Here is a 24,000-nt window from a genome sequence, read left to right as displayed (position 1 = left end):
ACACTTCAACGCTCGGACTATCGTCGCACGTCGCGCGACGTGGACGAGTTGCTTTCTGAAAGATCTCCGCACCCAATGGAATCTTCAATAATCAATTTATTGGGCGCGGATTCGATCCAGATTCTTCTTCTCGTTCCTATATGTCGCGGCAAAGGAAGTGCAGCTTCGTTGCGCGGCCTTTCGCTCGCCGGGCCGAGCCGGCGCCGCCTGCTCCAGGCACTTGTCCAGGCGTCTTTTACTGTCGGCCGCCTTGCGTTCAGCAAGTCCGATATCATCGGCCTTCATATCCGCGGCGTTGGACTTGAAGGTGAAGCAGCTCTTGGACGGGCTGGTATTGCCGGTGTAATCGCAGTTTCCGAAGGTGAAATAGATGCGGCCACCGACATCGATGACCTCGTAGCCCCCCACATTGCGCTGATAGGTCACCCTCTGGAATTGCCGCAGTTTGATGCAATCGGTGGGAAGCGGGCGCCCCGCTTTGATCTTGTCGAGGGAGACGAAAAGCGTACAGGCGGGCTGGCCAGGGTAGCGCGTGTATTTCTCGCCGAGCAACTGGGCCGATGCCGAAGTTGCTGCCGCAAGCGATAACGACAAGATCGCAACGAGGGACAAACTATGCATGGCGCACTCCTACTTCCACTGTGATCGAACGAAACTGATCATTCAGGTGTGGAGTAAGTGAGGCCAACAGGCGGTTGCGGGACTTTTGGGCATGGCTTGGCAAAGGTTCGGACAGCCAGCAGCGGACGCGACGCCGCATTTTTCCTAGCCGCCGATCTGCTCCAGGACCGCATCGCAATGGTCGACGAAGGCGTCAGCATGCTCCCTGCCGAAGCAGAGGGGCGGACGGATCTTCAAGGTGTTGCCATAAGCGCCCGCCGCGCCGATCAGTACCCCGCGCTCGCGCAGTCCGTTTATCATGGCACTGGCCGTTTCCGGCGCCGGGGTCTTGCTTTCGCGGTCCGTGACGAATTCCAGGCCGATGAACAGGCCGGCGCCGCGAACTTCGCCGATGGCAAGATGCCGGTTGGCAATCTCCTGCAGGCCGTTGCGAAGATAGCGGCCGACCTCTCGGGCATTCTCGATGAGGCCTTCGTCCCGGATCACGTCGAGCACGGCGAGGCCCGCGGCGGCGGCCACGGGATTGCCGCCGAAGGTGTTGAAATACCTGTCGCTGGTGTTGAAGGCGGCGAGCAGATCCGGGCTTAGTGCCATGCCGCCCATGGGGAAGCCGTTGCCCATCGGCTTGCCCATGGTGACGATGTCGGGAACGATGCCGTGGCGCTGGAACCCCCAGAGGGCGTCGCCGGTACGACCGAAGCCCGGCTGGACCTCATCGGCGATGAAGAGGCCGCCTTGGGCGTGCACGGCATCGATGACGGGCACCAGCAGGCTGGGCGGGTCGGCATGGACGCCATCGCTGGAGAAGATGGTGTCGGCGATCATGCCGGCAAAGCGGATGCCTTTGCCCGCCATGTCCACGATCGCTTCGGTCACGGCGGCGGCCATGGCCTCGCCGGGATGCTCGTCCGTTCTGCGGTAGGAATCCGGTGCCGACACGGTCCGCACATGCGGTGCAAGCGGGCGGCCCGGGCGCGAGGACGGCGAGATATCGGTCACCGCCGCCGTGTTGCCGTGATAGGCCATTTCGGTCACGATGAAACCTGTGCCGCCAGTGGCCGCCTGGGCGACGCGCAGCGCAAGGTCGTTGGCCTCGCTGCCGGTACAGGTGAGGACGACATTGCCGATCGGCTCCGGCAGGGTCGCCAGCAGGCGCTCGGCATAGCTGTCGACGACCGCATTGAGATAGCGCGTGTGGATGTTCAGCGTGCCGACCTGCTGCCGGATGGCCTCGACCACACGCGGATGGCAGTGCCCGACGGAGGGCACGTTGTTGTAGACGTCGAGATAGCGCCTGCCATCCGCCCCCTGGATCCACACGCCCTCGGCGCTCACCGCCTCGATGGGCTCACGATAGAACAGCACGGCTGCTCGCCCGAAAGCACCCAGGCGCCGCTCCACCGCGCGGCGCGTTTTTTCGTCGCCGGGCGCGGCCGCCGCTGGGTCATAGGCGTTGAGGGCGAGGATTTCCTTCTCGATCTGCATGGCTGGTCCAGGCGGTTTCCGGTGGGGCTGACGGGCATCTCCCTGCGGGAGATGAGCAACTTTGCATCCAACATTGAATTGTGTGTGAGGTTCCACAATCTTCAAAGACGCTCAGCACACAGTTCGAAGAATATCAGTGTCAGACCGTGCCTCATTTTGAAAATTACATAAAAACCGACATTTATTTTATCCATTTGGTCAAGAAACAGAATGGTTGAGAGAAGGCGGTAGCATGTAGATGTGAGGAAGGTTCCGCATTTTTTGTGGACATTCCACATTTATTGGAACAAGATCATGGGAGAGGACGCCAAGTCCCGTTTCCAGCAGCGACGCCAACCGGTGGAGTGATCGATGGCAAGCGATGCGCCGTCCGCGGAGAAGGAAGACAGACATTCCCGTTCGGCTCAGCCGAGCCAGGAACGTGACCGGCTTTCCAAGGAAGTGCGCCAGCAGCGCATCATCGCGCAGCTTTCCGCCGCGCCGACCCTGCGGGCGTCCGAACTCGCCGCCGCCCTCGGTGTCTCCGGTGAGACGATCCGGCGCGACCTCCTCGAATTGCATGAACAGGGCCTGATCAATCGAACCTATGGCGGGGCTTCGCGTCCCTTTGCGCACGAACCCTCTCGTAGTGATCGCCGCCATGTGATGATCGCCGAGCGCGAAGCCATCGCCGCGGCGGTGTCGGCCATGATCCTGCCCAAGGAAGTGCTGATGCTGGGTGGCGGCACCACGACCTATCATGTCGCCCGCTTCCTGGCCGCCCGCAACCGCGACATCACCGTCATCACCCATGATTTCGCCGCCGCGATGGCGCTCGGCACCAACCCGACCATCCGCGTACTGTTCTGTGCCGGCCGCGTCCATGCCAGCGAAGGCTATCTGCTGGGATCGCAGACGATTGCCAGCATCAATGGCTACGAGGCCAATCGCGCCATTGTCGGCGCCACTGGCCTGGGTGCCCGCGGCATCTACGATGCCGACGAGGAGGCCGGTGCCGTCTATGCCGCCATGGTCCAGCGGGCCGCGGAGGCGATCGTGGTGGCCGATCACGCCAAATTCGACCAGCTCGCGGTCGCCATCTGCTCGCGCTGGGATGCGATCGACCGCCTGGTCACCGACAGGCAGCCGCAAGGCTCGCTCGCCGGCGGCCTCAAGGAGGCCGGCACGGAGATCATCGTTGCCGGTCCGCGAAGCGAGAATACCGGGGAGGGGACGCGCTAGAGCATTTTCCAGAAAAGTTGACAGACTTTTCGATCAAGAAAAGGCGTTAAAACAAAGAGTTAGAGAAAGTTGCGATCCGCTAGGATCGCAACTTTCTCTAACCTCTCAGGCCAAGTGGCCGCAGAGCCATCGATAGGCCGAGTCTGCACCAGATTGCGGGCCGAAACCATAACAAGACCAAACACCATCCAGACAGATCGAACGGGGCCACCTCATGCATCATCCTGCCATCCGCACGCGACCCGCGGCATCACGGCCGATCCATATCGGCCGGCTCACTTTGGAAATCACGCAGGCCGAGGGAGAGCGGGTCTGTCATTGCGAGCCGGCCAGAGGTGCAAGCGAGGCCTGCTACATGCTCCTGGTTCCCCTGAGCGGGAGGCTGCACTATGCGCAGGCCGGCCGTACAGGCAGCGTGGGGGCCGGCGAGTATGGGCTGTTCAGCCAGATGGAATTTCACGAATTCTCTGCCCAGGAGAACACCACGCTCATGGTGCTGCGCATTCCCGTGCTGGAACTGCGGGGGCGGATGACGTCGGTCGACGATCACATCGGCCGCCGCTTCGGCGCCAATGTACAGATGACGCGTCTCATGGTGGATCTGCTGCGCAGTGTTGCAGAAGTCTTCGCCGATTGCCCGCCGCCCAATCCGGAAGCGCTCGCCACCGAGATCTTCAGCTTCGTGGCGCTAGCCATCGGCGCGGAGGATCGCGGCTCGACCGTGGATGTGCGCAATGCGCGCTACCATCTGCGCAGGCGCATTTTCGAGTTCATCGAGAAGAATCTCGGCGACCAGGAACTGACACCTCGCAAGATCGCCGCCAGCAGCAGGATCTCACTGAGCTATCTCTACAGCCTGTTCAATGACGACGACACCACGGTGAGCCAGTTCATGCAGTTGAGGCGTCTGCAGCGGGCCTACGAGCTGCTGGTGGGCGATCCGGGGGGACGACTCACGGTCTCGGAGATCGCCTACCAGGTCGGCTTCAAGAACGTCTCGCATTTCTCGCGCAGCTTCAGCCGCCAGTTCAACATGGCGCCGCGTGATGCGCGGCGTACCGCGCAGGAGGTGCCAGAGTTGAAGGCGCCGCTGCCGGCCGTGGAGACGCAGGAGCGCCTGCCGCGCCATAGTTTCAGGTCCCACACCCTGCAGGCTTCGCCTTGATTGGGGGGCGGGTCTTCGGACCCGCCCAACCTTGCCCGCAGGTGCGGTGCGTGAAAGGCTGGTCGCAAAACCAGCCCCCCAAGATGATCAGATCTGCCGCAGCCAGCTCTCCCACCGCGGGTCGTACATGACCTGGCGCGCACGCATATATTTCCACACGCCATATTTCTGGTAGTCGAAGTCCCAGCTGTTGAGCTTGCGGTTGACCACGGCCCAGCTCGCCCATTTGACGTCGGCCAGGGCGCGGTTAAGCATGACGCGGGCAACCATGTCGGGCCGGACCGAGCCGCAATATTCCTCGATGAGCTCCAGGGTCTTGCGCTCGTCGTAGAACATCTCGGCGAACAGCACACCGAGCTCATAGGCCCGTTCATTGTTGGAGGCGAACTCATAGTCGATCAGTTTCATCGGCCGCGAATTGGGGGCACCGTCGGCACTGATCAGGAAATTGCCGGGCATCGGGTCGTTGAAACAGGGTACGAGATCGAGCCCCGAGGCCAGGAAGGCGGTTTTGGCCTGGCGATAGCGGTGCTCGATCCAGGGCATGGCCGGCGGAAAATGGGCGCCGAGTTCGTGGCCCTGCTCGATATGCTCCTCGATCATGTCGAAGATGGTCTTGGTCAGGGACAGAGCCGGGCTGGCATGCAGGCGGCGATAGATGTCGAGCACGTCGGCCTGGATGGCCGGATCGGAGAAATCGGCATTGGTGCAAGCCCGGTAGCCGTCGAGGAATTCGCTGATCTCCAGGCCATCCGCCGCATCGAAGAACACCACTTCGGGCGCCACGTCGATCGCGTGGGCGTTGCGCGCGGCTTCATTGGCGGCGACCCGATCGATGAACATCTCCGAGCCCGCACCAGGCACCTTGATGAAATAGCGCCTGGCATCGCCTTCGATCTCGGCAACCCAGTTCTGGTTCATCAAACCGCCTACCAGGGAGGTATAATGCACGCTGCGGCCTTGCCAGGACGGCACCCGGGCGACTGCTTGCTCGAGGCGATGTTCGGCTTCGCTGGCGGCCTCGCCGAGACGTTTCTTGACGGACATCAGATCCTCCGCAGCGCTTCGCCGAAACGGGACGAATGCGCGGCCATGCGGCAGCGCACCAGGCGCCAGCTGGCGAATTTATGGAATTCCAGGGTGTTGCGCGGCGAGCGGGCGGCTACCAGGGTGCCGATCAGCCCCCAGCGCAGATCATCCGCCACGCCGTAGAGCCAGGCGCGGTTGTAGGCGGCCTCGTCGAAGCCGCCCTGGCTGCGGGCGAAAGCATCCCTCGCCTCCGGTTCCTGGTCGAAGGCTTCGGCGAGGAAGCTGCCGAGATCCTCCAGTGGGTCGGCATTCCCAGCCCTGTCCCAGTCGACCAAGCGGATCTCGCCAGCCTCGCTGATCATGATGTTGGAGACATTGCCGTCGCCATGGCTGGGCACCGGCGCCTTTCGGCCAGGCGCCAGCGCCTCGCCGGCATAGCGCAATTCCGCCAGCAGCCAGTCCGCATCGGCAGGCAATTGGCCTTTGGCCGCGCGAGCATCCCGGTGGAAGCGCTCGATCTCGTCGAACACGCTGCTGGTGCGGGAGAGCGCGGAGCTTTCCTGAAAACGCCGGCGCGCGACAAGAACGCGATCGACGATATCCTGTTCGAGCAGGCGCTCCAGCGTGGCGGTACGCCAGCCGGCGTCGAGGTCCTCCATCACCAGGGCACCCGTGCCGTCGTCCGCGAGGTAGACATGAGGACCGATACCGAGTTCGGAGGCCTGCCGCGCCGCCTGGAAGGCGCAGGCGACATCGATGTAGAAGGCGGCGTCGGGATGCATGAGTTTGACGAACAGGCTGTCGCCGCTTGCCTTGTCGCGGACCCGCCAGGGCGAGCCGTCGACGCCTCGCCAACTCGGTGAGGCAAGCACCGGTATGGCTGGTTCCGTCGTGATCGCGCGTGCTGCCCAGCCGGGCAGCTGTCGGACATGGGCCTCGGCACGTGCCCGCTCCTCCTCGAACATACTCATTCCGTCGTCGGCCCCCGGAGTCTTTGTGGTGTCGCCAAGACCTTTGCGAAATCGCCTGGAATCACAAAGGCATGTCGAAACAAGGAACTAGAGCCGGAGCGTTTCGTTTGACGCACTTTGCCCTAGCGATGGTGATTTTGGAGGCTATGGCGCAAGCCATTGCCCCGATCCTATCTTCGCCGCGAAAGGCTGCGGTGAGGATGTCTGATGCTCCATGATTTCTTGTCCGGCAGACTGCGCCTCTACCCGAGCTTGGCCAAAACCCGTTAGGTCGAGCGGTATCACCGGTGCTCCTATCCGCGCCGGAACAGGGAGCCTTCCATGTCCATCACCAGCCTTGTCGCCATGAGTGTCGGTGAGATCGTCGACGCCTATGCGGCAGGGGAGCTTTCCCCGGTCGAGGTTACGCGCACGGTGATCGAACACGCCGAGGCGACCAATACCGCCGTCAACGCGCTGTTCTGCCTGCGGCCGGACGAGGCCCTCGCCACGGCCCGGGCCTCCGAGGCCCGCTATCGGGCCGGTACGCCCGCTGGTGTGCTCGACGGCATCCCGGTCACCGTCAAGGACAGCGTGGCCATGGTGGGCTGGCCCTACACCCACGGCATTGCCGCCAACCGAAACCAGCCGGCCTCGACCTACAATTCGCCGCCCGCCCTTGCCCTCATGGAGACCGGCGCCCCGATCTTCGCCAAGACGACCATGCCCGATTGCGGGTTGATGGCATCAGGCATCAGCTCGCTGCACGGCATCACCCGCAATCCCTGGGGCCTGTCCTGGAATACGGGCGGATCCTCCTCCGGTGCCGGTGCCTCGGTTGCGGCCGGCATGGGCTTCCTGTCTGTTGGAACCGACATTGCCGGCTCGGTGCGTCTGCCCGCGGCCCATTGCGGGCTCGCCTCGCTCAAGCCGAGCCATGGCCGGGTGCCGCATCTGCCGCCCGACACCATGCGCATGGCCGGCCCGATGGGACGGCGGGTCGCGGACATAGCCCGCATGCTGAGCGTGCTGACGCGTCCCGACGAGCGCGATACCTGGAGCTTCCCGGGCGACGGCATGCAGTATCACCGGCATCTCGAACGCGACCTCAAGGGGCTGCGCATCGGCGTCCTTACCGATATGGGGTTCGGGCCGAAGCCGGAACCCGCCGTGCATGCAGCCGTAGAGGCTGCCGGCCGGTTGCTGGAGGGGGCCGGGGCTATCGTCGAACCCTTCGTCTCGCCGCTGGACCAGGACGCCTATGCCCCCATCGACCTCTATCTGCAGGTCCGCGGCTTCGTCGAATATAGCGACCTGCCTGCGCATGACGGCAACGGTATCAATCAATACGTGCGGGATTGGGCCCTGCAGGGGGCCTCGCATTCGGGTGAGGATCTCTTTCGCAGCCTCAGCGCCATCACGAAGATGAAAGCGGTGCTGCTCGCCGCTTTCGAGGGCTGGGACTATGTGATCGCCCCGACCTTGCCGGTGGTGAATTTCCCAGCCGAGGAACCGGGCGTCTCGCGGGAGGTGCCGCTGGCCCATACCGTGTTCACGGCCCTGTTCAACCAGACCGGCCAGCCAGCCTCCACCGTCTGCACGGCCTTTGACGATCGGCATCTGCCAATCGGAATCCAGGTCATCGGCCATCGCTGCGACGATCTCGGCGTCTTGCAGGTGACCAAGGCACTGGAGGACCTTAGGTCGATTACCATGGACTGGCCGCTCCAGCCCCGGGCATGAGGCGAGCATGACCTCGACATTGAACAGCCTGCTGGAGACTTTTGCGCGGATCGGCGCCACGCCCGATGGCGGCGTCTGCCGCCTGACCGGAACGTCGGAGGACGGGCAGGCCCGTGCCCTGCTTGCGGCGGAAATCAGTGGCCGCCAGCTCGCTCTGCATGTCGATCCCATCGGCAACATGTTCGGCATTGCCAGCCTGGCCCCGTCGTCGAAGGATGCGGTGGTCGTCGGCTCCCATCTCGACAGCCAGCCGACCGGCGGTCGTTTTGACGGCGTCTATGGCGTCTTGGCGGGCCTTCTGGCGATCGAGGCGGTCGCCGCGCGTGCGGCCGTCGAGCCGGGCAAGGCCAGGCGCAATCTCGTCCTGGCCAACTGGACCAACGAGGAGGGCGCCCGCTTCCAGCCGAGCCTGACCGGCAGTTCAGTCTTTGCCGGCACACTTGCGCTCGATGCCGCCCTCGCTCTTGCTGACGGTACTGGCGTCACCCTGGCGGAAGCGCTAACCGCCATCGGCTATCGTGGCACCGCAGACCTGCCCCTGGAACCCCGGCGCTATGTCGAGCTTCACGTCGAGCAGGGGCCGCTTCTGGAGGAAGAGGGGGTCGAGATCGGCGTCGTCACCGGCTGTTGGGCGGCGCGCAAGCTGTCGCTGGTCTTTCATGGCGAGCCCTCACATACGGGCCCGACCCGCATGGCCCGCCGCCGCGATGCCCTGCGGGCGGCTGCCAGGGCGATCGAGCTGCACCACTGCCTGATCGAACTCAGCCGCACCGGCTCCCATGCGTCAGCGGCCCGCATCACCGTCGCTCCCAATTCGCCCAATGTGACGCCGAGCCGGGTCCAGGTCTGGTTCGAGTTCCGACATGAGGATGCCGCGATCGCCCTCGGGCTCGGCGACCGCTTTCTGGCCGAGACGCGGGCTGCAGTGGCGTCCTTGGGCGTCGACGTCGAGGTCGCGGCCGACGAGCAGCGCGGCACGGCAGCGCTCGATCCACATGGCGCAGCGCTGACCGCTTCGGTCGCCCGGGATCTGGGCTTTTCCTCGATGGAAATGAAGACGATCGCCGGCCATGACGCGCTTGCCCTCAACAAGTGCGTGCCGGCTTCATTGATCTTCGTGCCAAGCCGGAACGGCCTCAGCCACAACCCCGCCGAATTCACCGACGAGACCTCCCTCGACAAGGGGCTCGCGGTGCTCACGGAAGTGATCTGGCGCCTGGTGACGGAAGAGTAGGGGCGGGATGCTTGAATCGCGGCGGTAGCCGCTTCATGCTTTCTCCATGAATGAGCCGCGTTCCTATCGACAATCCAGCCGCAAATTCGCGCGGGAACGCCGGCGGCTGATGACCAAGTCGGAGAGCATGCTGTGGTGGGAATTGCGAGCTGGTGGCGTTGGCGTCAAGTTCCGCCGGCAGGTGCCGATAGGTCCCTATACCGTGGATTTTGTTGCCCATGAGGCCGCTCTGCTCATCGAGGTCGATGGCCGCACGCATGAGAATGAGGAAGCTGCGGCTTATGATCGAGAGCGCCAGGCCTGGCTGGAACGCCAGGGGTGGCGCGTGTTGCGCCTGCCGGACGATCTGGTGATCGGCTCGCTGCAATTGGCCGTCGACCGCATCAAGGCGGCTTGTGTTCGCCTTACAAAATAGAGCGCAACCAGCCTTCTCCACGTAGTGGGGAAGGTGTCATTTCGAAGAAATGACGGATGGGGTGTGGCGGGCAGCGCGCTGAAAGCAACGCGATGGCACTACCGTCGTGCCAGCTTTCGAAGAATGGAGCGTTGCTCACCACACCCCATCCGACCCGGCTTTGCCGGGCCACCTTCCCCACTTCGTGGAGAAGGCTGGTTGCGCTTTATTCCAGACTAATCGTTCTATTATGCCGCCGCCGACTTCTCTCCCGCCTCCGCATCGAGCAAATGGCAGGCGGCAAAGCTGCCCGGGCGATGTTCCTTCAATGCTGGCGTCTCGGTGCGGCAGCGCCCGAAAGCCTTGGGGCAGCGGGAAGCGAAGCTGCAGCCGGGCGGGATGTCGATGGGGCTCGGCGGTTCGCCTTCGAGCAGATAGTCCTGCGGATCGAAAGGCTTTTCCTCCAGGGTCGGCGCAGCCGAGAGCAGGGCCTTGGTGTAAGGATGCTGCGGCTCGAAGAAGAGATCGTGATTGTCGGCGATCTCGACCATTTCGCCCAGATACATCACCGCGATGCGGGTGCACACCTTCCGGACCATGGCGAGGTCATGGGAGATGAAGACATAGGTAAGATCGTTCTTCTCCTGCAGGCTGGAGAACAGCTCAATGAGCTTGGCCTGTTCGCGCTGGTCGAGGGCGGACAGGGTTTCGTCGAGGATCAGCAGCTTGGGCGAGAGCACGAGGGCGCGGGCAATCGAGATGCGCTGGCGCTCGCCGGTGGACAAGGCATTGGGCAACTCGTCATAGAGGCGGGGCGACAGGCCGACCTCCTGCATGGCGGCGAATACGCGCTCGCGCAGTGCTTTGCCGCTATGGCTGCCGCGGATCAGCAGGCTTTCCTCGATCATCCGCCCCACCGTCGTGCGCGGGGGCAGGGCGTTGTAGGGATCCTGCAGCAGCAGCTGGAACTCGCCGCGCTTGGCAAGCAGCTCACGGGCGGAAAGGGTGCGCAGCGAGACGCCGCCAAGGATGATGTCGCCCTTGTCGGGCGCTTCCAGCCAGGCGAGCAGGCGGGTCAAGGTCGACTTGCCGCAACCGGATTCACCGACGATGCCGAAGTTCTCGCGCGGCAGGATGTCGAAGCTGACGCCACGCACCGCCTGGATATGGCGATAGGTGTTGAAGGTGCCGCGCTTGCGGGCGAGATAGGTGCGATGAGCGTCAGCCACCCGCATCAGCGGCGCGTCGGCCTCGTTGCGGCGCGAGAGCGGCTGTTCGCTTGTCGACCAGATGCGTGGCACGCTGGCGATAGCGCGGCGGGTGTAGTCGTCCTGCGGCGTCCGCATCAACTCGGAGAAGGGCTGCTCTTCCACCAGGCGCCCCTGGTGCAGCACGGCCGTGCGCCCGCCGAACTGGCCGAGCGTCGCCAGCGACGACGACAGGTAGATCGTCGCCATCTTGTGGCGTTGGCAGAGATCATGCAGCAGTGCCACGATCTGGGCGGCGATGGTGACGTCGAGCGGCTGGGTGATGTTGTCGGCGATCAGAACGGCCGGCTCGGCGCAGATCGCGTCGACGATCATGGCACGCTGCATCATGCCGCCGGAGAATTTGGACGGGTATTCCCAGTAGCGCTCCCTCGGGGAGGGGATGCGTACCTCGCCGAGCAGCTGGATGACACGCTCGTGGCATTCCTTCCTGCTCCAGGCCGGGCGCACACTGCGCAGCTTTTCGCAGATCTGCACGCCGACCGGCTGGGTCGGATCGAGCGAACTCTGGGGCTTGGAACCGATATAGGCGATGTCGCGGCCGACGATGAAACTATTTCCGGCGGAATCCGTGGTGACGTCCTTTCCTGCGAACAGCACCGAGCCGCGGCGATAAGTCAGGCTCTCGGGCAGCCAGTTGGCGAGGGCACGGCTGAGCACCGTCTTGCCGGCGCCGCTCTCGCCATAGATGCCGAAGATCTCGGCGCTGTGGAGCGTGAGCGCGATGTCGTCGAGCACGGGCGCCTCGTCGCGCGGCGAGCCGACAGTGAGATGGCGGGTTTCCAGGATCGGGGAATTGTCCATCTCAGGCGCCTCCATAGATCTTGTTGCGCGCCTTTTCGAGGGCGGACCCCATCAGGTTGATCGATGTCAGCGCCAGGGCCAGGAACACGCCGGGGCTGGTGGCGATCCACCAGGCGTTGATGAGATATTTGCGGCTGTCGGAAATGATCGAGCCAAAGCTCGGCGTCGGCGGCTGGATGCCGAGGCCGAGAAAGCCGAGGATCGCCTCGAAGATCATCATGCGGGCGACGTCCAGCACGGCGACGAAGGCAATCGGCGGCAGGATGTTCGGCGCGGCATAGAGCAGGAGGATGCGCCAGTCGCCGGCGCCGAGCACCCGCAGGCCGCGGACATATTCCTTGCCGCGCTCGGTGACGGCGGCGCTGCGGGCGACACGGGCATAGAGCGGCCAGCCGGACAGAGCCAGCACGATGATGATGGTGTGCACTTCGGGCTTGGTCACGCCCAGGATGGTGATGGCCAGGATGATCATCGGGATCGAGAGCTGCGCGTCGGTGATGCGCATGATGACGGTATCCCACCAGCCGCCCTTGAAGCCGGCGAGCAGGCCGAACCCGCAGCCGATCAGGAAGACCAGCGCCACGGTGACGATACCGATCAGCAGCGAATAGCGCAGGCCGATCAGGCAGCGCAGCAGCATGTCGCGGCCGAGCTGGTCGGTGCCGAGCGGGTGGAGCCAGGTCCACTTCTCGCCAAGGAACAGCGGCGGAATGAACTTGTCCTTCACCACCATCTTGGTGGCGGAAATAGAGGAGAACTCAGGATAGATCGCCGAGACGAGGAGCAGCGCCAGGAAGACGAACAGGCCGACGCGAAAGCTCGGCATGGCCCAGGCGCTGGCCAGAATGCGGCGGCTGATCGACTGGGCCCGTTCATGGGTAGGCACGGCGTCGCTGGTCACGATACTCATGCTCAGATCTCCACGCGGGGGTCGATGAGATAGGCCACGAGATCGACCAGGATGTTGATGAAGACGAAGACGGCGCTGGTGGTGATGGCGATGCCCTGGATCACCGGAAAATCGCGGCCGAGCACCGAGACCACGGTGAGATTGCCCAGGCCCGGATAGTCGAAGATGTATTCGATCACCAGCACGCCGCCGATCAGGGTGGAGAGCTGGATGCCGAGCAGGTTGACCAGGGGCACCGAGGCGTTGCGCAGGGCATGGGAATAGACAATGCGCCGGCGCGACAGGCCGCGTACGCGGGCTTCGTCGATGAAGGGCGCCTGCATCACCTCGCCCAGCGAGGTCGTCAGGGTGCGGATGATGAAGGGCGAGATCTCCACCGCCAGCACGAAGGCCGGCAGCAGCACATAGCTGAAGCCCTTGTAACCCAGTGCCGGCAGCCAATCGAGCTTCACCGACAGGAACAGGATCAGTACGATGGCGAGCCAGAAATTCGGGATGGAGACGAACAGCGACTGCACGCCGAAGGCCAGCGCATTCGGCCAGCCATGCTGGTTGAGACCGCCCGCGAGCCCGATCGGAAAGGAGATCAGCAACGCGAAGACCAGGGCGACACCGGCGAGCTGCAGGGTCAACGGCAGGCGTTCGAGGATGAGGCTGGCCACCGGTGCCATCTCGGCCTTGGTCGGGTCGACATATTGCCCGCCTGCCGCGACACCGCCGCTGCGCGGCCTGATATAGGATTGGCCGAGATCGCCCTTGGCGAGGCCTACCATGTAGCGGCCATATTGCACGATGATCGGATCGCGCAGTCCCATCTTGGTGGCGACTTCTTCGACGACATTGTCCGGCGCCATGCCACCCACGATCAGGCGGACCGGGTCGCCCGGAACCACGCGCAGCAGCGTGAAGATGATCAGCGACGTCAGGGCCACGATGAGCAGGCCCTGGGCGATCCGCTTGATCAGGAATTCGACAATCAGCATCGGCAACGATCCCGCACCGCCTGGAAAAAAGAGGAGCCGGCCGGGGGGACCGGCTCCAGTCCCTTGCGGCTCAGGCCAGGTTTGCCTTGCTCATGTCCTGCATGCCGTTCGGGTAGATGTAGAGACCGTCGAGCTTCTTGGAGTAGGCGTGGATGAACACCGAGGTGAACAGGGCCAGCGCCGGCGCCTTGCGCGCGATGGTCGGCAGGGTTTCAGTCTGCAGGATTTTCTTGCGCTCCTCGATCGAGGCGGCGTTGCGCTCCTTGTCCAGTACCGCATCGATCTCCTTGTCGACGATGCCGGTGATGCGCTTGGAGGAGGAATGGAAATGGGTGCGGATCACCAGGTCCGGCTCGGGCGAGCCCGTGCACCAGCCGCAGTCGATCATGTTGCCTTCACCGCCGCCGGGCTTGTCGTAGAGCAGATTGCCCCAGGCCGCGACTTCCAGGGTTTGCAGGTTCACCTTGAAGCCCTGTTCCTCCAGCATGCCGGTGATCAATTCGGCATATTCCTTGGTCTTCGGATAGAAGCCGACCGAGGAGTAATAGGTCAGTTCCGGCAGGCCCTCGCCCTTGGGGAAGCCCGCCTCGGCCAGCAGGGCCTGGGCCTTGTCCGGATCATATTCGGGATAGTCGGCCACTTCGGTGTAGCCGAACTTAACCGGCGAGATATGGGCCTTGGAGAAGGTGCCGGAAACGCCGAGGACCTCGAGCACCTGCTTGCGGTCGATCGAGTGGCAGGCGGCGAGGCGGATGCGCGGATCGTCGAAGGGCTTCTTGGAGCAGCGGAAGAACAGATATTTGTTCTCCACCGAAACAGCCTTGTGGATGGCGAAACGGTCGTCCTTGGCGATGGTGTCGACCTGCTCCTGTTCCAGGCGCTCGATGATGTCGGCCTGGCCGTTGAGCAGGGACAAAGTGCGTGTCGTGGTGTCGCCGACGAAATGATATTCGACGCCGGGGATCTTGGGCGCGCCGAATATGAAATCGGTATTGGCGGCCAGGATGGTGGTGTCGCCCTTCTGGTCGACATATTTGAACGGGCCGGTGCCGTTCATGCGGGCCGAGAGCTGCGCCTTGTTGGCGATGTCCTTGGCAGCCATGATCGGCAGGAAGGACGAGAGGTAGTAATAGAGCGCAGCCGGATAGCCATAGTCCTTGGTGTTGATATGGCAGGTGTGCTCGTCGACGATGTCGACCTTGACCTGGCCCGGATACCATTGCGCCGGCCTGTCGGGCTGCGAGCCATATTCATAGGTGGCCTTGACGTCGGCCGAGGTGAAGGGCGTGCCGTCGTGAAACTTCACGCCTTTGCGCAGCTTCACTTCCAGCGTGTAGGTGTCGATCGGCTTGAGGGACTCAGCCAGTTCGAACACCAGTTCTTCCGGATTGTCGGGCTTCATCGGTGCCCGGGTGAGATAGCCGAACACGAAACCCTCGACGATGAGCTGGCCGAGATTGGTATGCGTGGTCGGGTCCCAATTGCCGGTCAGCGCCTCGGCGCCGAGGAAGCGCAGGGACCGGCCTTCGGCGGCGAAGGCCGAACTGACCAGGAAGTCGGGGTTGACGCGGCCGAAGCCGAAGGCGCCGGCTCCAGCCAGCGCGCCCAGCATAAGGTCTCTGCGGTTGATCATCTCTCGTTCCTCTGAATGGGGGCGCAGAAGTTTTTCGGGCTCGCCTTCCGATCCGACGCAGTGCCGAGCCGTCCCACCTTGTCGTTGGTGGGTGATGAAACTCTAGACCAGATGGCGCCGGAGCCTGATGCCTACAGCTCCACGATTCCATTGCTGACCCTTCTCGCGCCATGCCCAATCAAGAGGCATGGAAAACCGGACTCTGCGCGGGGTGGTTACAGGCACAGGAATGCAGGAGTTCAGGCAATGGCCGCTGCGTACCAGGCCAGCCTATGATCCCGGCCGAATCGTGTCAGGGAACCTCGTCGATGCCGTCATTCCAATCCATGAGTCTGAAAGGGATCGTTTCGGATCTCGATGGGGTGGCCTATCGTGGCGACAGCCCGATTCCCGATGCTGTCGAGGCCTTCCGGCGCTGGCATGCCGACGGCATTCCCTATGCCTTCGTCACCAACAACGCCACGAAATCGGCGGCCGATTTCGCCGCTAAGCTGACGCGGATGGGCATTGTTACCGAACCCGAACAGGTCTTCTGCGCGGTCTCGGCTACCGCCAGCCTGATGCGCCGGCGCTGGCCTGCGGGAGCGCGGGTCTTTGCCATCGGCGAACAGCCCTTATTCGCAGCGCTGGAGGCGGCGGGCTTCACCCTGGCGGGGGACGATGCCGAGGTCGTGGTGCTCGGCTTCGACTATCAGCTCAGCTATGCCAAGCTGAGCACGGCGGTGCGCGCGGCACTCGGCGGAGCCGCGGTGGTGGTGACCAATCCCGACATGCTGGCTCCGGTCGAGAGGGGCTTCGAGCCCTGCGTCGGCGTGCTGATGGCGGCCGTTCAGGCGGCGGTGCCGTCCTGCCGGCCGATCGTAGTGGGCAAGCCCGAGCCGCTGATGATCGAAGAGGCGCTCGGCTTTCTCGGCACGCCGCGCGAGGGGACGGTCATGATCGGAGACCAGATCGCCACCGACATACTGGCCGGCAAGCGGGCGGGCATGCGTTCCGTGTTGGTCACGACCGGAGTGGTGGCTGCCGCCCGGCCGGATGTGACCCCCGATCTCGAGGTGGCGAGCCTGCTAGAGCTGTTCGGGGATTGAAATACGCAACCTGGAGGGTCGATCTCCAGATCGACCATCTTCGCCTTCCATCGGGCGCGAGGTTTCCAAAGACGGTCGATCCCGCTCCATCTCTTGATGGGGCTGAGGAGATCGGCCCTCCGATCCCAGGGCATTTCCGCTCTCAGGCGAAATAGATGCTCACTGAACCATAGGGGCCGAAATCGGCGTGGATCGTGTCGCCATGCCGCGCCTCGATGGGACGGATGAAGGAGCCGGCGAGCACGATCTGTCCGGCCTCGATGCCCTGACCATACTCGGCCAGTCGGTTGGCGAGCCAGGCGATGCCGCGCGCCGGCTGGTTGAGCACACCGGCGCCGAGGCCGGTCTCCTCGACCTCGGCGTTGCGCGTGACGATGGCACCGATCCAGCGCAGATCGACCTGATCCGGTCGCATCGCTCGACCACCGGTGACGATGCCGGCATTGGCGGCGTTGTCGGAGATGGTATCGAAGATGGTGCGGGCCTTCCCGGTCTCGGGATCGACGCGAAGAATGCGTGTATCGAGGATTTCGAGGGCGGGGGTGACATAGTCGGTGGCTTCAAGCACGTCGAAGACGGTGACGCGTGGCCCCCGAAGCGGTGCCTTCATCACGAAGGAGAGTTCGGCCTCGACGCGCGGCTGGATGAAGCGGTCGGCTGGGATGGTGGCGCCGTCCTCGAACAGCATATCGTCGAACAACACGCCGGAATCGGGAATGTCGATGTTCAGCGCAGATTGCATCGCCTTGGAGGTAAGGCCGATCTTCCAGCCGATCACCCTGGCGCCGCGATCGATCTTCCTGCTCACCCAGCGGGCTTGGATCGCATAGGCGTCGGCCATGTCGATGCCGGGATGCTTGAGGGAGAGGAGGCCGGTCTGGATGCGGGTGCGCTCGGCCTCGTCCAGGCTTTCCGCGGCGGCTTCGATTTCAGCTGCTGTCATCATCTCAGACCTCGTCGGCGATCGTGTTGCTGAGGGTGCCGAGACCCTCGGCGCTGACCTCGACGACGTCGCCGGGCTTGAGCCAGATCGGCGGATCGAAGCGCGCGCCGGCCCCGGTCGGCGTGCCCGTGACGATCACGTCGCCGGGAACCAGCGTGGTGAAGGTCGAGATATAGGCGATGATCCGGGTGAAGGAGAAGATCATCCGGCTGGTCCGGTCCTTCTGGCGAATCTCGCCATTGACGCGGGTCGTGAGTTCGATGTCGGCAAGCTGGGTGCTGTCTGTATAGGGGACGAGCCAGGGGCCGATCGAACCGGTGCGATCGAAATTCTTGCCCTGGGTGACGTTGAACTTGGCGTGGCGCACCCAGTCGCGGATCGTGCCTTCGTTGCACAGTGACAACGCGGCGATGTGGTCGAGCGCTTCGGTCTCGGCTATGCGCCGGCCACCCTTGCCGACGACGATGACGATCTCGCCCTCATAATCGAGCTGCGGGCTTTCGGGCGGGCGGATCAGCGGCTGGCCGTGGCCGGTGAAGGAGCGCGGAAAACGGATGAAGAGGGAGGGGTTGGCCGGCGCGGCCTGGCCGTCCTTGTATTCCTCGTTGCGGTCGGGAAAGTTCACGCCCACGCAGATCAGCTTCTCCGGAGTAGGGATCGGAATTTCGAAGGTGATGTCCGAAAGGGCATAATCGGGGGGTAGCGATACTGCTTCCTCGGCGAGTTGTGCCAGGGCGCCGGCTTCGATCACCTCCCGCAAGCTCGGCCAGCGCTCGCCATGGCGCTTCGACAGGTCGATGATGCCCTCGCCCTTCGCAAGGCCGTATTTCAGGGCTCCCTGATGGGAGAAGGCGGCAAAACGGGGCCTGTCGGTCACAATCGTCTCCTTGACAGTGCAGGGCGGAGTGCATTCAGGACAGAACACGCTCCGTTTCGTTGGTTCCGGGGCAGCGATGCCCAAACTGGCGATCAGGGGGCGATGATCGGCTGGGCCTTGAGGATGGAGTCGATGATGGGCGTGTCGGCGAAGGGACTGCCATGCTCGAACCAGGATTTGGGGGCGGGGGCTCCCCACAGAGTCTGGCGCTGCGGATCCTTGAGGTCCCATTTGATCGGCTCCAGATCGGGATCGACCGTCTGGTAGTCGGAACAATAGATCTCGATGCGATGCCCGTCCGGATCGAGAATATAGAGGAAGAAGGCATTGGAGATGCCATGGCGCCCGGGACCGCGCTCGATATTGGCAACCCATCCCGACGTCGCCATCAGATCGAGCAGGTCGATGATGTTGAGGGGCGTCGGCACCCAGAAGGCGGTGTGATGCAGGCGCGGCCCGCGGCCATTGGTAAAGGCGATGTCGTGCACGCCGCCCTTGCGATGGGTCCAGGCCGCCCAGAGCCGGCCGGTTTCTTCGTCCTCGGTATATTCGGTGACGCGAAAGCCGATCTCGTTGTAGAAGGCCACGGCCTCGTCGACATTGGGCGAGAAGCAGTTGAAGTGGTCGATGCGCAGCGGCTTGACGCCACGATAGAGCGCGTATTTCTGGTGGATGGGCGGCAGGCGCTCCATCTTGGCATAGAATTCGAGCGGAATGCCCTGCGGATCGCGGGTGCGGAAGGTCCTGGCCTGGTAGGGGCGCTCGATCCATTCGACCGGCAGCTCTCTGCCTTTGAAGAAATGCGCCGCCCTGTCGAGGTCGTCCTCCGAATAGACCTTGAAACCGAGGTCGCGCGCCTCGGCGGTCTCGGCCTTTTTGAGGACGATGCAATGATGGCCGCGCTCCTCCATCGCCCTGAGATAGATGGTGTCCGATGTCTCGTCGGTCACCTGCAGGCCGAGAATGTCGACATAGAAGGCGCGCGACTTGGCCAGATCCGTCACGGCGAGCTCGACATGGCTGAGCCTGACGATGTTGAAGGGCGGATGGAGAACAGGTTGGGGTAGGGGCATCGGGTCTTCCTCCCGCCCGCTCCCATCGAGGGGCGGGCTGTATTCTATGACGGCTAGGCCTGGGGCCTATTCATGAAGTACCGGTTTGAGGCGTCATCCTCAGCCCAACTTGCGATGCAACTTGGGGCGACAGCGCCACCGCAGGTGGCGGGAAGGGGATCCAGGAGTCGTAAGTTGAGCCATTGAGCCTCTGGATCCCCTTCCCCTCGCCCTCTCTTGCTGCGCTCGCGAGTGGCTCGGCCGGGGATGACGATGTATTTCTGGTGAGCGGTCGATCAGCCGCCCAGCTTCGTGATGGCGTGGGGCTTGGTCGCGAAGGCGATGTTCTTCGTCTCCATGTAGAAGTCGAAGGACCAGTCGCCGCCGTCGCGGCCGATGCCGGAATTCTTGACCCCGCCGAAGGGCGTGGGCAGGTGGCGCACATTCTCCGAATTGACCCAGATCATCCCGGCTTCGAGATGGTCGGTGAAGCGCAGGGCCCGGCCGAGGTCGGCGGTCCACAGATAGCCCGCCAGGCCGTATTGGACGTCGTTGGCCAGGGCGAGGGCCTCGTCCTCGTCGGCGAAGGGGATCGCCGTCAGCACCGGTCCGAAGATCTCTTCCTGAGCGATGCGCATACGGTTGTTGGCACCCGTAAACAAGGTCGGCGAGACATAGCATCCCCCGCCCGGTCCCTCGACCTTGGTGCCCCCCGCGGCCACCTTGGCACCTTCGGCCTGGCCGATGGCGATATAGTCGAGCACCTTCTTCTCATGCACCGGGTGGATCAGCGGCCCGATCACCGTTTCCGGATCGAGCGGATGGCCGACCTTGATCCGGCTGGCCTTCTCGGCGATCAGTGCGGTGAACCTGTCGTAGATGCTCTCCTCGACGAGCAGGCGCGAGGAGGAGGTGCAGCGCTCTCCGTTCAGCGAATAGATCATGAAGACGGCAGCGTCTGCCGCGCGTTCGAGATCGGCATCGGCGAAGACGATCACGGGGTTCTTGCCGCCCAGTTCGAAATGCATGCGCTTCAGGGTTTCGGCGCCCTGCCGCATGATCATCGCGCCGGTGCGGCTCTCACCCACGAAGCCGATCGCCTTGATCAGGGGATGTTCGGTGAGGGCGCGGCCGGCATCCTCGCCAAAGCCATTGACGAGGTTCCACACGCCCTTGGGCAATCCGGCCTCCTCGGCGATCTCGACCAGCAGCCTTGCCGTCAGCGGCGAGAATTCGGCCGGCTTGTGCACGACGGTGCAACCGGCGGCGAGCGCCGGCGCGATCTTCCAGGTCGACAGCATGAAGGGTGTGTTCCAGGGGGTGATGATGCCCACTGGTCCGATCGGCACGCGCGTGGTGACGTTGAACTGGCCCTCGGTGCGCAGGGATTTGCCGTCACGGGCCTCGGGTGCCCGGTCGGCGAAGAAGCGGAAATTCTCGGCGCCGCGCAAGGCTGCCTTGGCCATGAATTTCAGGGCCTGGCCGGTATCCATGCATTCGACGAAGGCGATTTCCTCGGCGCGTGCCACGATGGCATCGGCGATCTTGTGCAGGAGCTTCTTGCGAGCCCCGCCCGGCATGGCCGCCCATTCGGCGAAAGCCGCCTTGGCCGCCTTGGCGGCGCGATCGACATCGGCGCTCGAGCCGCGCGCCACGCGGGCCAGCGGCTTCAGATCGATCGGCGAGATCGTCTCGAAAGTGGCACCATCGGCTGCTGCGACGTCTTCGCCGCCAATGCGGTTGGGCACGACCATGCCCTCGAAACGAGCCAGATAGGCTTCGGCCTTGGCCAGGTTTTCCTGCAGTGTCGACATGAATGGATCTCTCGGTGATCGGGGGCAGCCGTCGCGCAGGCTATTTGCCGCGAAGGCGCGGATGGATGGCATTGCGCTTCCAGCTCAGCTCCGGGTCGATTTCCCGGATCTCCAGCGAAAGCGCGAAATGAGGGGTTGCGAACAGGGCAGCGAGCACCTCGCCCGCCGCGGCGAACAGGGCCTCGCCCGTACGCTTCTTTTCATCGGCACTGCGGCCGTGGCCGATGCGGAAGTTGAGGTCGACGAAGCCGTTCTCGGGCAGGCGGTCGGCTATGGTGAAATGGTCCGCCTTCAAGGCCCGAACGCGAATGGCGCCGAGCTCGAAGAGCCCCGTGGCCAGAATGGTGGCGTGCAGCCGGTCGCAGAGCGCGCCGATCTTGATGCGCCCTTCGAGATTGCCGGAATATTCCACGGTGAGGTGCGGCATGGCCTTGGCGTTTCCCGATCTATTTAATTAACATGTTAATAAAATTGTGAACGGTGTCAAGGGTCGATTTGCACAGTCTCGGCCAGTTGAAAGCTTTCTTTCAGATAACGCGACAGGCGTTCGGCGGCGTCGGGGGTCTCAGGCCGTTGCGCCAGCCAGCCGATATAGGTCAGGCTCCGCAAGAGGAGGAAGAGCGGCAGGGCCGCCAGCGCCTCCTCGCTGAGGCCGCGGCGGCTGCGATAGCCGGCGACCAGCGCCTGCTCGATGGCCGGATAAGCCGGCTCGCGCCGGTTCTTCAGCAGCGCCGTGGCAAGGTCGAACAGGCGGTAGCCGTGGCCGCAATCGTCGAAATCGATGAAGGCCACGCCGCCATTGGTCATGAAGACGTTCTCGCGCACGAGGTCGGCATGGATGAGGCCGTAGTCGAGGCAAGGGGCGTGGCTGTCGAGGGCCTGGCGGAGCCTGATCCGCAGCTTGGCAAGAGCTTCGCTTTCCCGTGGCGAAAGGCCCGGACAATCCCAGAACCGTCCCCAGAGCGGCTGCTCGCCCACCAGCCCTTCGATATCCCAGGCTGGCCGATGGAAACCGGATGGCCGCTGCCAGGCATCGGCGAGATCATGCATGGTGGCCATGGCCTGGCCGATCCTGAAGAAAAGCTCGGCCTGTTTTTCCGGTGGCTGCGCCAGGGGCATTCCCGTTTGGCCGAGCGGCACGCCGTCGATCCAGCTGACGATGTCGGCATGTTGGGCAGCAAAACGGTGAGTGGCTGGCAGCGCGACCAGGGGGTGCCCATCCTCGGCCGGAATGGTGGCGGGTACCGCCAGGCCGCCCTGCCGCAGGGCCGTCATCCAGGCCAATTCCGATTGCAGTGCTGCCTCGTCGTGATAGCCCGCCCGGTGCAGCCGCAAAGCCGCCGGCCGGCCATCGGCGAGGACGACACGGAAAACCGCATTCTCCCGATATTTGAGGAGTTGCGGCTGCTGGGCCGGCGCCGGCCAATGCTGCAGCGCTTCGCTGGCTCGCTCAAACAGCGTGTTCTTCAGTTCTTGCGCCGGATCGCCCATCATCACCGCCTCACAGACCCGACAGCACATCGTCGAGGGTCGACAGCATCAGATCGGCATGTTCCTTGGAGAACGGCATGGGCGGGCGGATCTTGGTGGCGCATTGATGCACACCGATCTTGCCCATCAGCACGCCGCGCTCGCGCATGGCGTTGACGATGCGGCTTGCCTGCTCCGGGGCCGGCTCCTTGGTCGTCCTGTCCAGCACGAATTCGGTGCCCATGAACAGGCCGCTGCCGCGGATGTCGCCGATGAGGGCATGCTTGCCTGCGAGACGCTCGAAGCCTGCGCGCGCATGGGCGCCGACGGTGCCGGCGTTCTCGATCAGCCTTTCTTCCTCGATCACGTCGAGCACCGCCATCGCCGCGGCGCAGGAAACAGGATTGCCGCCGAAGGTGTTGAAGTAGCGGAAGGCCTTGCGGAAGGTGTTCAGCGTATCGATGTTGGCGACCACGCCGCCGACCGGATGACCATTGGCCATGGGCTTGCCCAAAGTGACGATATCGGGAAGGAAGCCGGCGCGCTGGTGGCCCCACATATGGCTGCCCGTTCGGCCGAAGCCGGGCTGGACCTCGTCGGCGATGACGAGTCCGCCGGCCTTGCGCACGGCTGAGACCGTCCGGTCCAGAAAGCCCCGGGGCAGATCGGGAAAGCCTTCATTGGCGAAGAAGGGATCGATGATCAGGGCGGAAAAGCCGTGCGGGCTCGCCTCCAGCGAGGCGATCGCCTCCTCGATCTTGGAGGCGAAGGCCCCCGCGAAGGCCGCGCCCGGCGCCCCGCCCAGCGGGCGGTAGCTGTCCGGCGCCGGCACGTGGCGGACATGGCCACCGAAGCCGCCGACGGGCGGCATGCGGGTGGAGAGCTGCGATACCGCCGCGGTATTGCCGTGATAGGTGTGGTCGGTGGCAATCACCCCGATCCGGCCGGTCATGGCCTGCGCCATGCGCAAAGCGACGTCATTGGCCTCGCTGCCTGTACAGGTGAGGATCGCCGCGTTCAGGTTGGTGTCGAAGGTCGCGGTCAGGCGTTCGACATAGTCGAGGATGCCCTCATGCAGATAGCGTGTATGCGTGTTGAGCGTCGAAGCCTGGCGCGTGATCGCCTCGACCACGCGCGGGTGGCAATGGCCGACATGCGGCACGTTGTTGTAGCAGTCGAGATAGCGCCGGCCCTCATCATCCCAGAGCCAGACGCCTTCGCCGCGCACCAGATGCACCGGCTCCTGGTAGAACAGCGACATGTTGCGCCCGAGCAGCCTTTCGCGGCGCGCGAGCAGAGCGGCATTGCCGGCCATC

Annotated in this window: 21 protein-coding genes; 6 read left to right on the top strand and 15 right to left on the bottom strand. The window is 64.0% G+C overall.

The genetic code is table 11. The annotated features are described in order from the left end of the window. Nucleotides 1–96 precede the first annotated feature (96 nt). On the bottom strand, nt 97–612 hold the full coding sequence (locus tag ACZYTC_RS26135) for a hypothetical protein (protein WP_488990907.1): 516 nt from the start codon (nt 610–612) through the stop codon (nt 97–99). 153 nt (nt 613–765) lie between these two features. Further along, a complete protein-coding gene (locus tag ACZYTC_RS26130; RefSeq protein WP_434960683.1) occupies nt 766–2,106 on the bottom strand; it encodes an aspartate aminotransferase family protein in 1,341 nt (446 codons plus the stop codon). A 351-nt stretch (nt 2,107–2,457) separates the two neighbouring features. On the opposite strand from ACZYTC_RS26130, the gene ACZYTC_RS26125 reads away from it, so the two are divergent. Together ACZYTC_RS26125 and ACZYTC_RS26120 are read left to right on the top strand one after the other, a co-directional pair. Beyond that, nucleotides 2,458–3,327: a DeoR/GlpR family DNA-binding transcription regulator gene (locus ACZYTC_RS26125; protein WP_434960684.1), complete on the top strand. Its 870-nt coding sequence runs from the start codon at nt 2,458–2,460 to the stop codon at nt 3,325–3,327. Nucleotides 3,328–3,541: 214 nt separating this feature from the next. Beyond that, nucleotides 3,542–4,492 carry a helix-turn-helix domain-containing protein gene (locus tag ACZYTC_RS26120; RefSeq protein ID WP_454817780.1) on the top strand — a complete coding sequence of 317 codons (951 nt, stop codon included), beginning with the start codon at nt 3,542–3,544 and terminating at the stop codon, nt 4,490–4,492. 87 nt (nt 4,493–4,579) lie between these two features. Here ACZYTC_RS26120 and ACZYTC_RS26115 read toward each other — a convergent pair whose 3' ends face one another. Continuing rightward, nucleotides 4,580–5,539, bottom strand: coding sequence for a phosphotransferase (locus ACZYTC_RS26115; RefSeq protein ID WP_434960686.1), 960 nt, complete (start codon nt 5,537–5,539; stop codon nt 4,580–4,582). Beyond that, nucleotides 5,539–6,492: a phosphotransferase gene (locus tag ACZYTC_RS26110; RefSeq protein ID WP_441770670.1), complete on the bottom strand. Its 954-nt coding sequence runs from the start codon at nt 6,490–6,492 to the stop codon at nt 5,539–5,541. Before ACZYTC_RS26110 ends, ACZYTC_RS26115 begins: the two co-directional genes overlap by 1 nt. 321 nt (nt 6,493–6,813) lie before the next feature. On the opposite strand from ACZYTC_RS26110, the gene ACZYTC_RS26105 reads away from it, so the two are divergent. The 3 genes from ACZYTC_RS26105 to ACZYTC_RS26095 are packed head-to-tail and all read left to right on the top strand — an operon-like array spanning nt 6,814 to nt 9,863. After that, on the top strand, nt 6,814–8,214 hold the full coding sequence (locus ACZYTC_RS26105; RefSeq protein WP_434960688.1) for an amidase: 1,401 nt from the start codon (nt 6,814–6,816) through the stop codon (nt 8,212–8,214). 7 nt (nt 8,215–8,221) lie between these two features. After that, nucleotides 8,222–9,448 carry a Zn-dependent hydrolase gene (locus tag ACZYTC_RS26100; RefSeq protein WP_441770671.1) on the top strand — a complete coding sequence of 409 codons (1,227 nt, stop codon included), beginning with the start codon at nt 8,222–8,224 and terminating at the stop codon, nt 9,446–9,448. Nucleotides 9,449–9,494: 46 nt separating this feature from the next. Further along, on the top strand, nt 9,495–9,863 hold the full coding sequence (locus ACZYTC_RS26095) for an endonuclease domain-containing protein (protein WP_441770672.1): 369 nt from the start codon (nt 9,495–9,497) through the stop codon (nt 9,861–9,863). Between the two features lie 227 nt (nt 9,864–10,090). On the opposite strand, the gene ACZYTC_RS26090 is transcribed toward ACZYTC_RS26095, so the two are convergent. From ACZYTC_RS26090 to ACZYTC_RS26075, 4 genes are all read right to left on the bottom strand, one after another. Continuing rightward, nucleotides 10,091–11,914, bottom strand: a complete 1,824-nt coding sequence (locus ACZYTC_RS26090; RefSeq protein ID WP_441770673.1) for an ABC transporter ATP-binding protein — start codon at nt 11,912–11,914, stop codon at nt 10,091–10,093. Between the two features lies 1 nt (nt 11,915). Next, the gene (locus ACZYTC_RS26085; protein ID WP_441770674.1) at nt 11,916–12,824 is read right to left on the bottom strand and encodes an ABC transporter permease; all 909 of its coding nucleotides are present in this window, start codon (nt 12,822–12,824) and stop codon (nt 11,916–11,918) included. Between the two features lie 2 nt (nt 12,825–12,826). Then, entirely contained in the window at nt 12,827–13,807 is a 981-nt protein-coding gene (locus ACZYTC_RS26080; protein ID WP_434960693.1) for an ABC transporter permease, read from the bottom strand. A 70-nt stretch (nt 13,808–13,877) separates the two neighbouring features. Next, nucleotides 13,878–15,440 (bottom strand): ABC transporter substrate-binding protein, encoded by a 1,563-nt coding sequence (locus tag ACZYTC_RS26075; RefSeq protein ID WP_434960694.1) that lies wholly within the window; start codon nt 15,438–15,440, stop codon nt 13,878–13,880. Between the two features lie 308 nt (nt 15,441–15,748). On the opposite strand from ACZYTC_RS26075, the gene ACZYTC_RS26070 reads away from it, so the two are divergent. After that, nucleotides 15,749–16,528, top strand: a complete 780-nt coding sequence (locus ACZYTC_RS26070; RefSeq protein ID WP_441770675.1) for an HAD-IIA family hydrolase — start codon at nt 15,749–15,751, stop codon at nt 16,526–16,528. Between the two features lie 142 nt (nt 16,529–16,670). Here the strand turns inward: ACZYTC_RS26070 and hpaH are convergent, their stop codons facing one another. The 7 genes from hpaH to ACZYTC_RS26035 form a co-directional block, all read right to left on the bottom strand. Continuing rightward, entirely contained in the window at nt 16,671–17,474 is an 804-nt protein-coding gene (gene hpaH, locus ACZYTC_RS26065) for a 2-oxo-hept-4-ene-1,7-dioate hydratase (RefSeq protein ID WP_441770676.1), read from the bottom strand. Nucleotide 17,475: 1 nt separating this feature from the next. Continuing rightward, the gene (locus tag ACZYTC_RS26060; protein ID WP_441770677.1) at nt 17,476–18,348 is read right to left on the bottom strand and encodes a fumarylacetoacetate hydrolase family protein; all 873 of its coding nucleotides are present in this window, start codon (nt 18,346–18,348) and stop codon (nt 17,476–17,478) included. A gap of 92 nt (nt 18,349–18,440) precedes the next feature. Continuing rightward, on the bottom strand, nt 18,441–19,421 hold the full coding sequence (gene hpaD / locus ACZYTC_RS26055) for a 3,4-dihydroxyphenylacetate 2,3-dioxygenase (RefSeq protein ID WP_434960698.1): 981 nt from the start codon (nt 19,419–19,421) through the stop codon (nt 18,441–18,443). 275 nt (nt 19,422–19,696) lie between these two features. Next, complete coding sequence (hpaE, locus tag ACZYTC_RS26050) at nt 19,697–21,214, bottom strand: 5-carboxymethyl-2-hydroxymuconate semialdehyde dehydrogenase (protein WP_488990906.1); 1,518 nt, start codon at nt 21,212–21,214, stop codon at nt 19,697–19,699. A gap of 40 nt (nt 21,215–21,254) precedes the next feature. Further along, nucleotides 21,255–21,641 carry a 5-carboxymethyl-2-hydroxymuconate Delta-isomerase gene (locus tag ACZYTC_RS26045; protein ID WP_488990905.1) on the bottom strand — a complete coding sequence of 129 codons (387 nt, stop codon included), beginning with the start codon at nt 21,639–21,641 and terminating at the stop codon, nt 21,255–21,257. Nucleotides 21,642–21,697: 56 nt separating this feature from the next. Further along, on the bottom strand, nt 21,698–22,708 hold the full coding sequence (locus tag ACZYTC_RS26040) for a phosphotransferase enzyme family protein (RefSeq protein WP_488990904.1): 1,011 nt from the start codon (nt 22,706–22,708) through the stop codon (nt 21,698–21,700). A 7-nt stretch (nt 22,709–22,715) separates the two neighbouring features. Continuing rightward, nucleotides 22,716–23,999, bottom strand: a complete 1,284-nt coding sequence (locus ACZYTC_RS26035) for an aspartate aminotransferase family protein (protein ID WP_488990903.1) — start codon at nt 23,997–23,999, stop codon at nt 22,716–22,718. Nucleotide 24,000 lies beyond the last annotated feature (1 nt).

Source organism: Labrys sp. F242 (genome assembly GCF_057813875.1).
The sequence above is the reverse complement of the archived record's forward strand: the minus strand, read 5'-3'. Positions and strand labels throughout refer to the sequence as shown.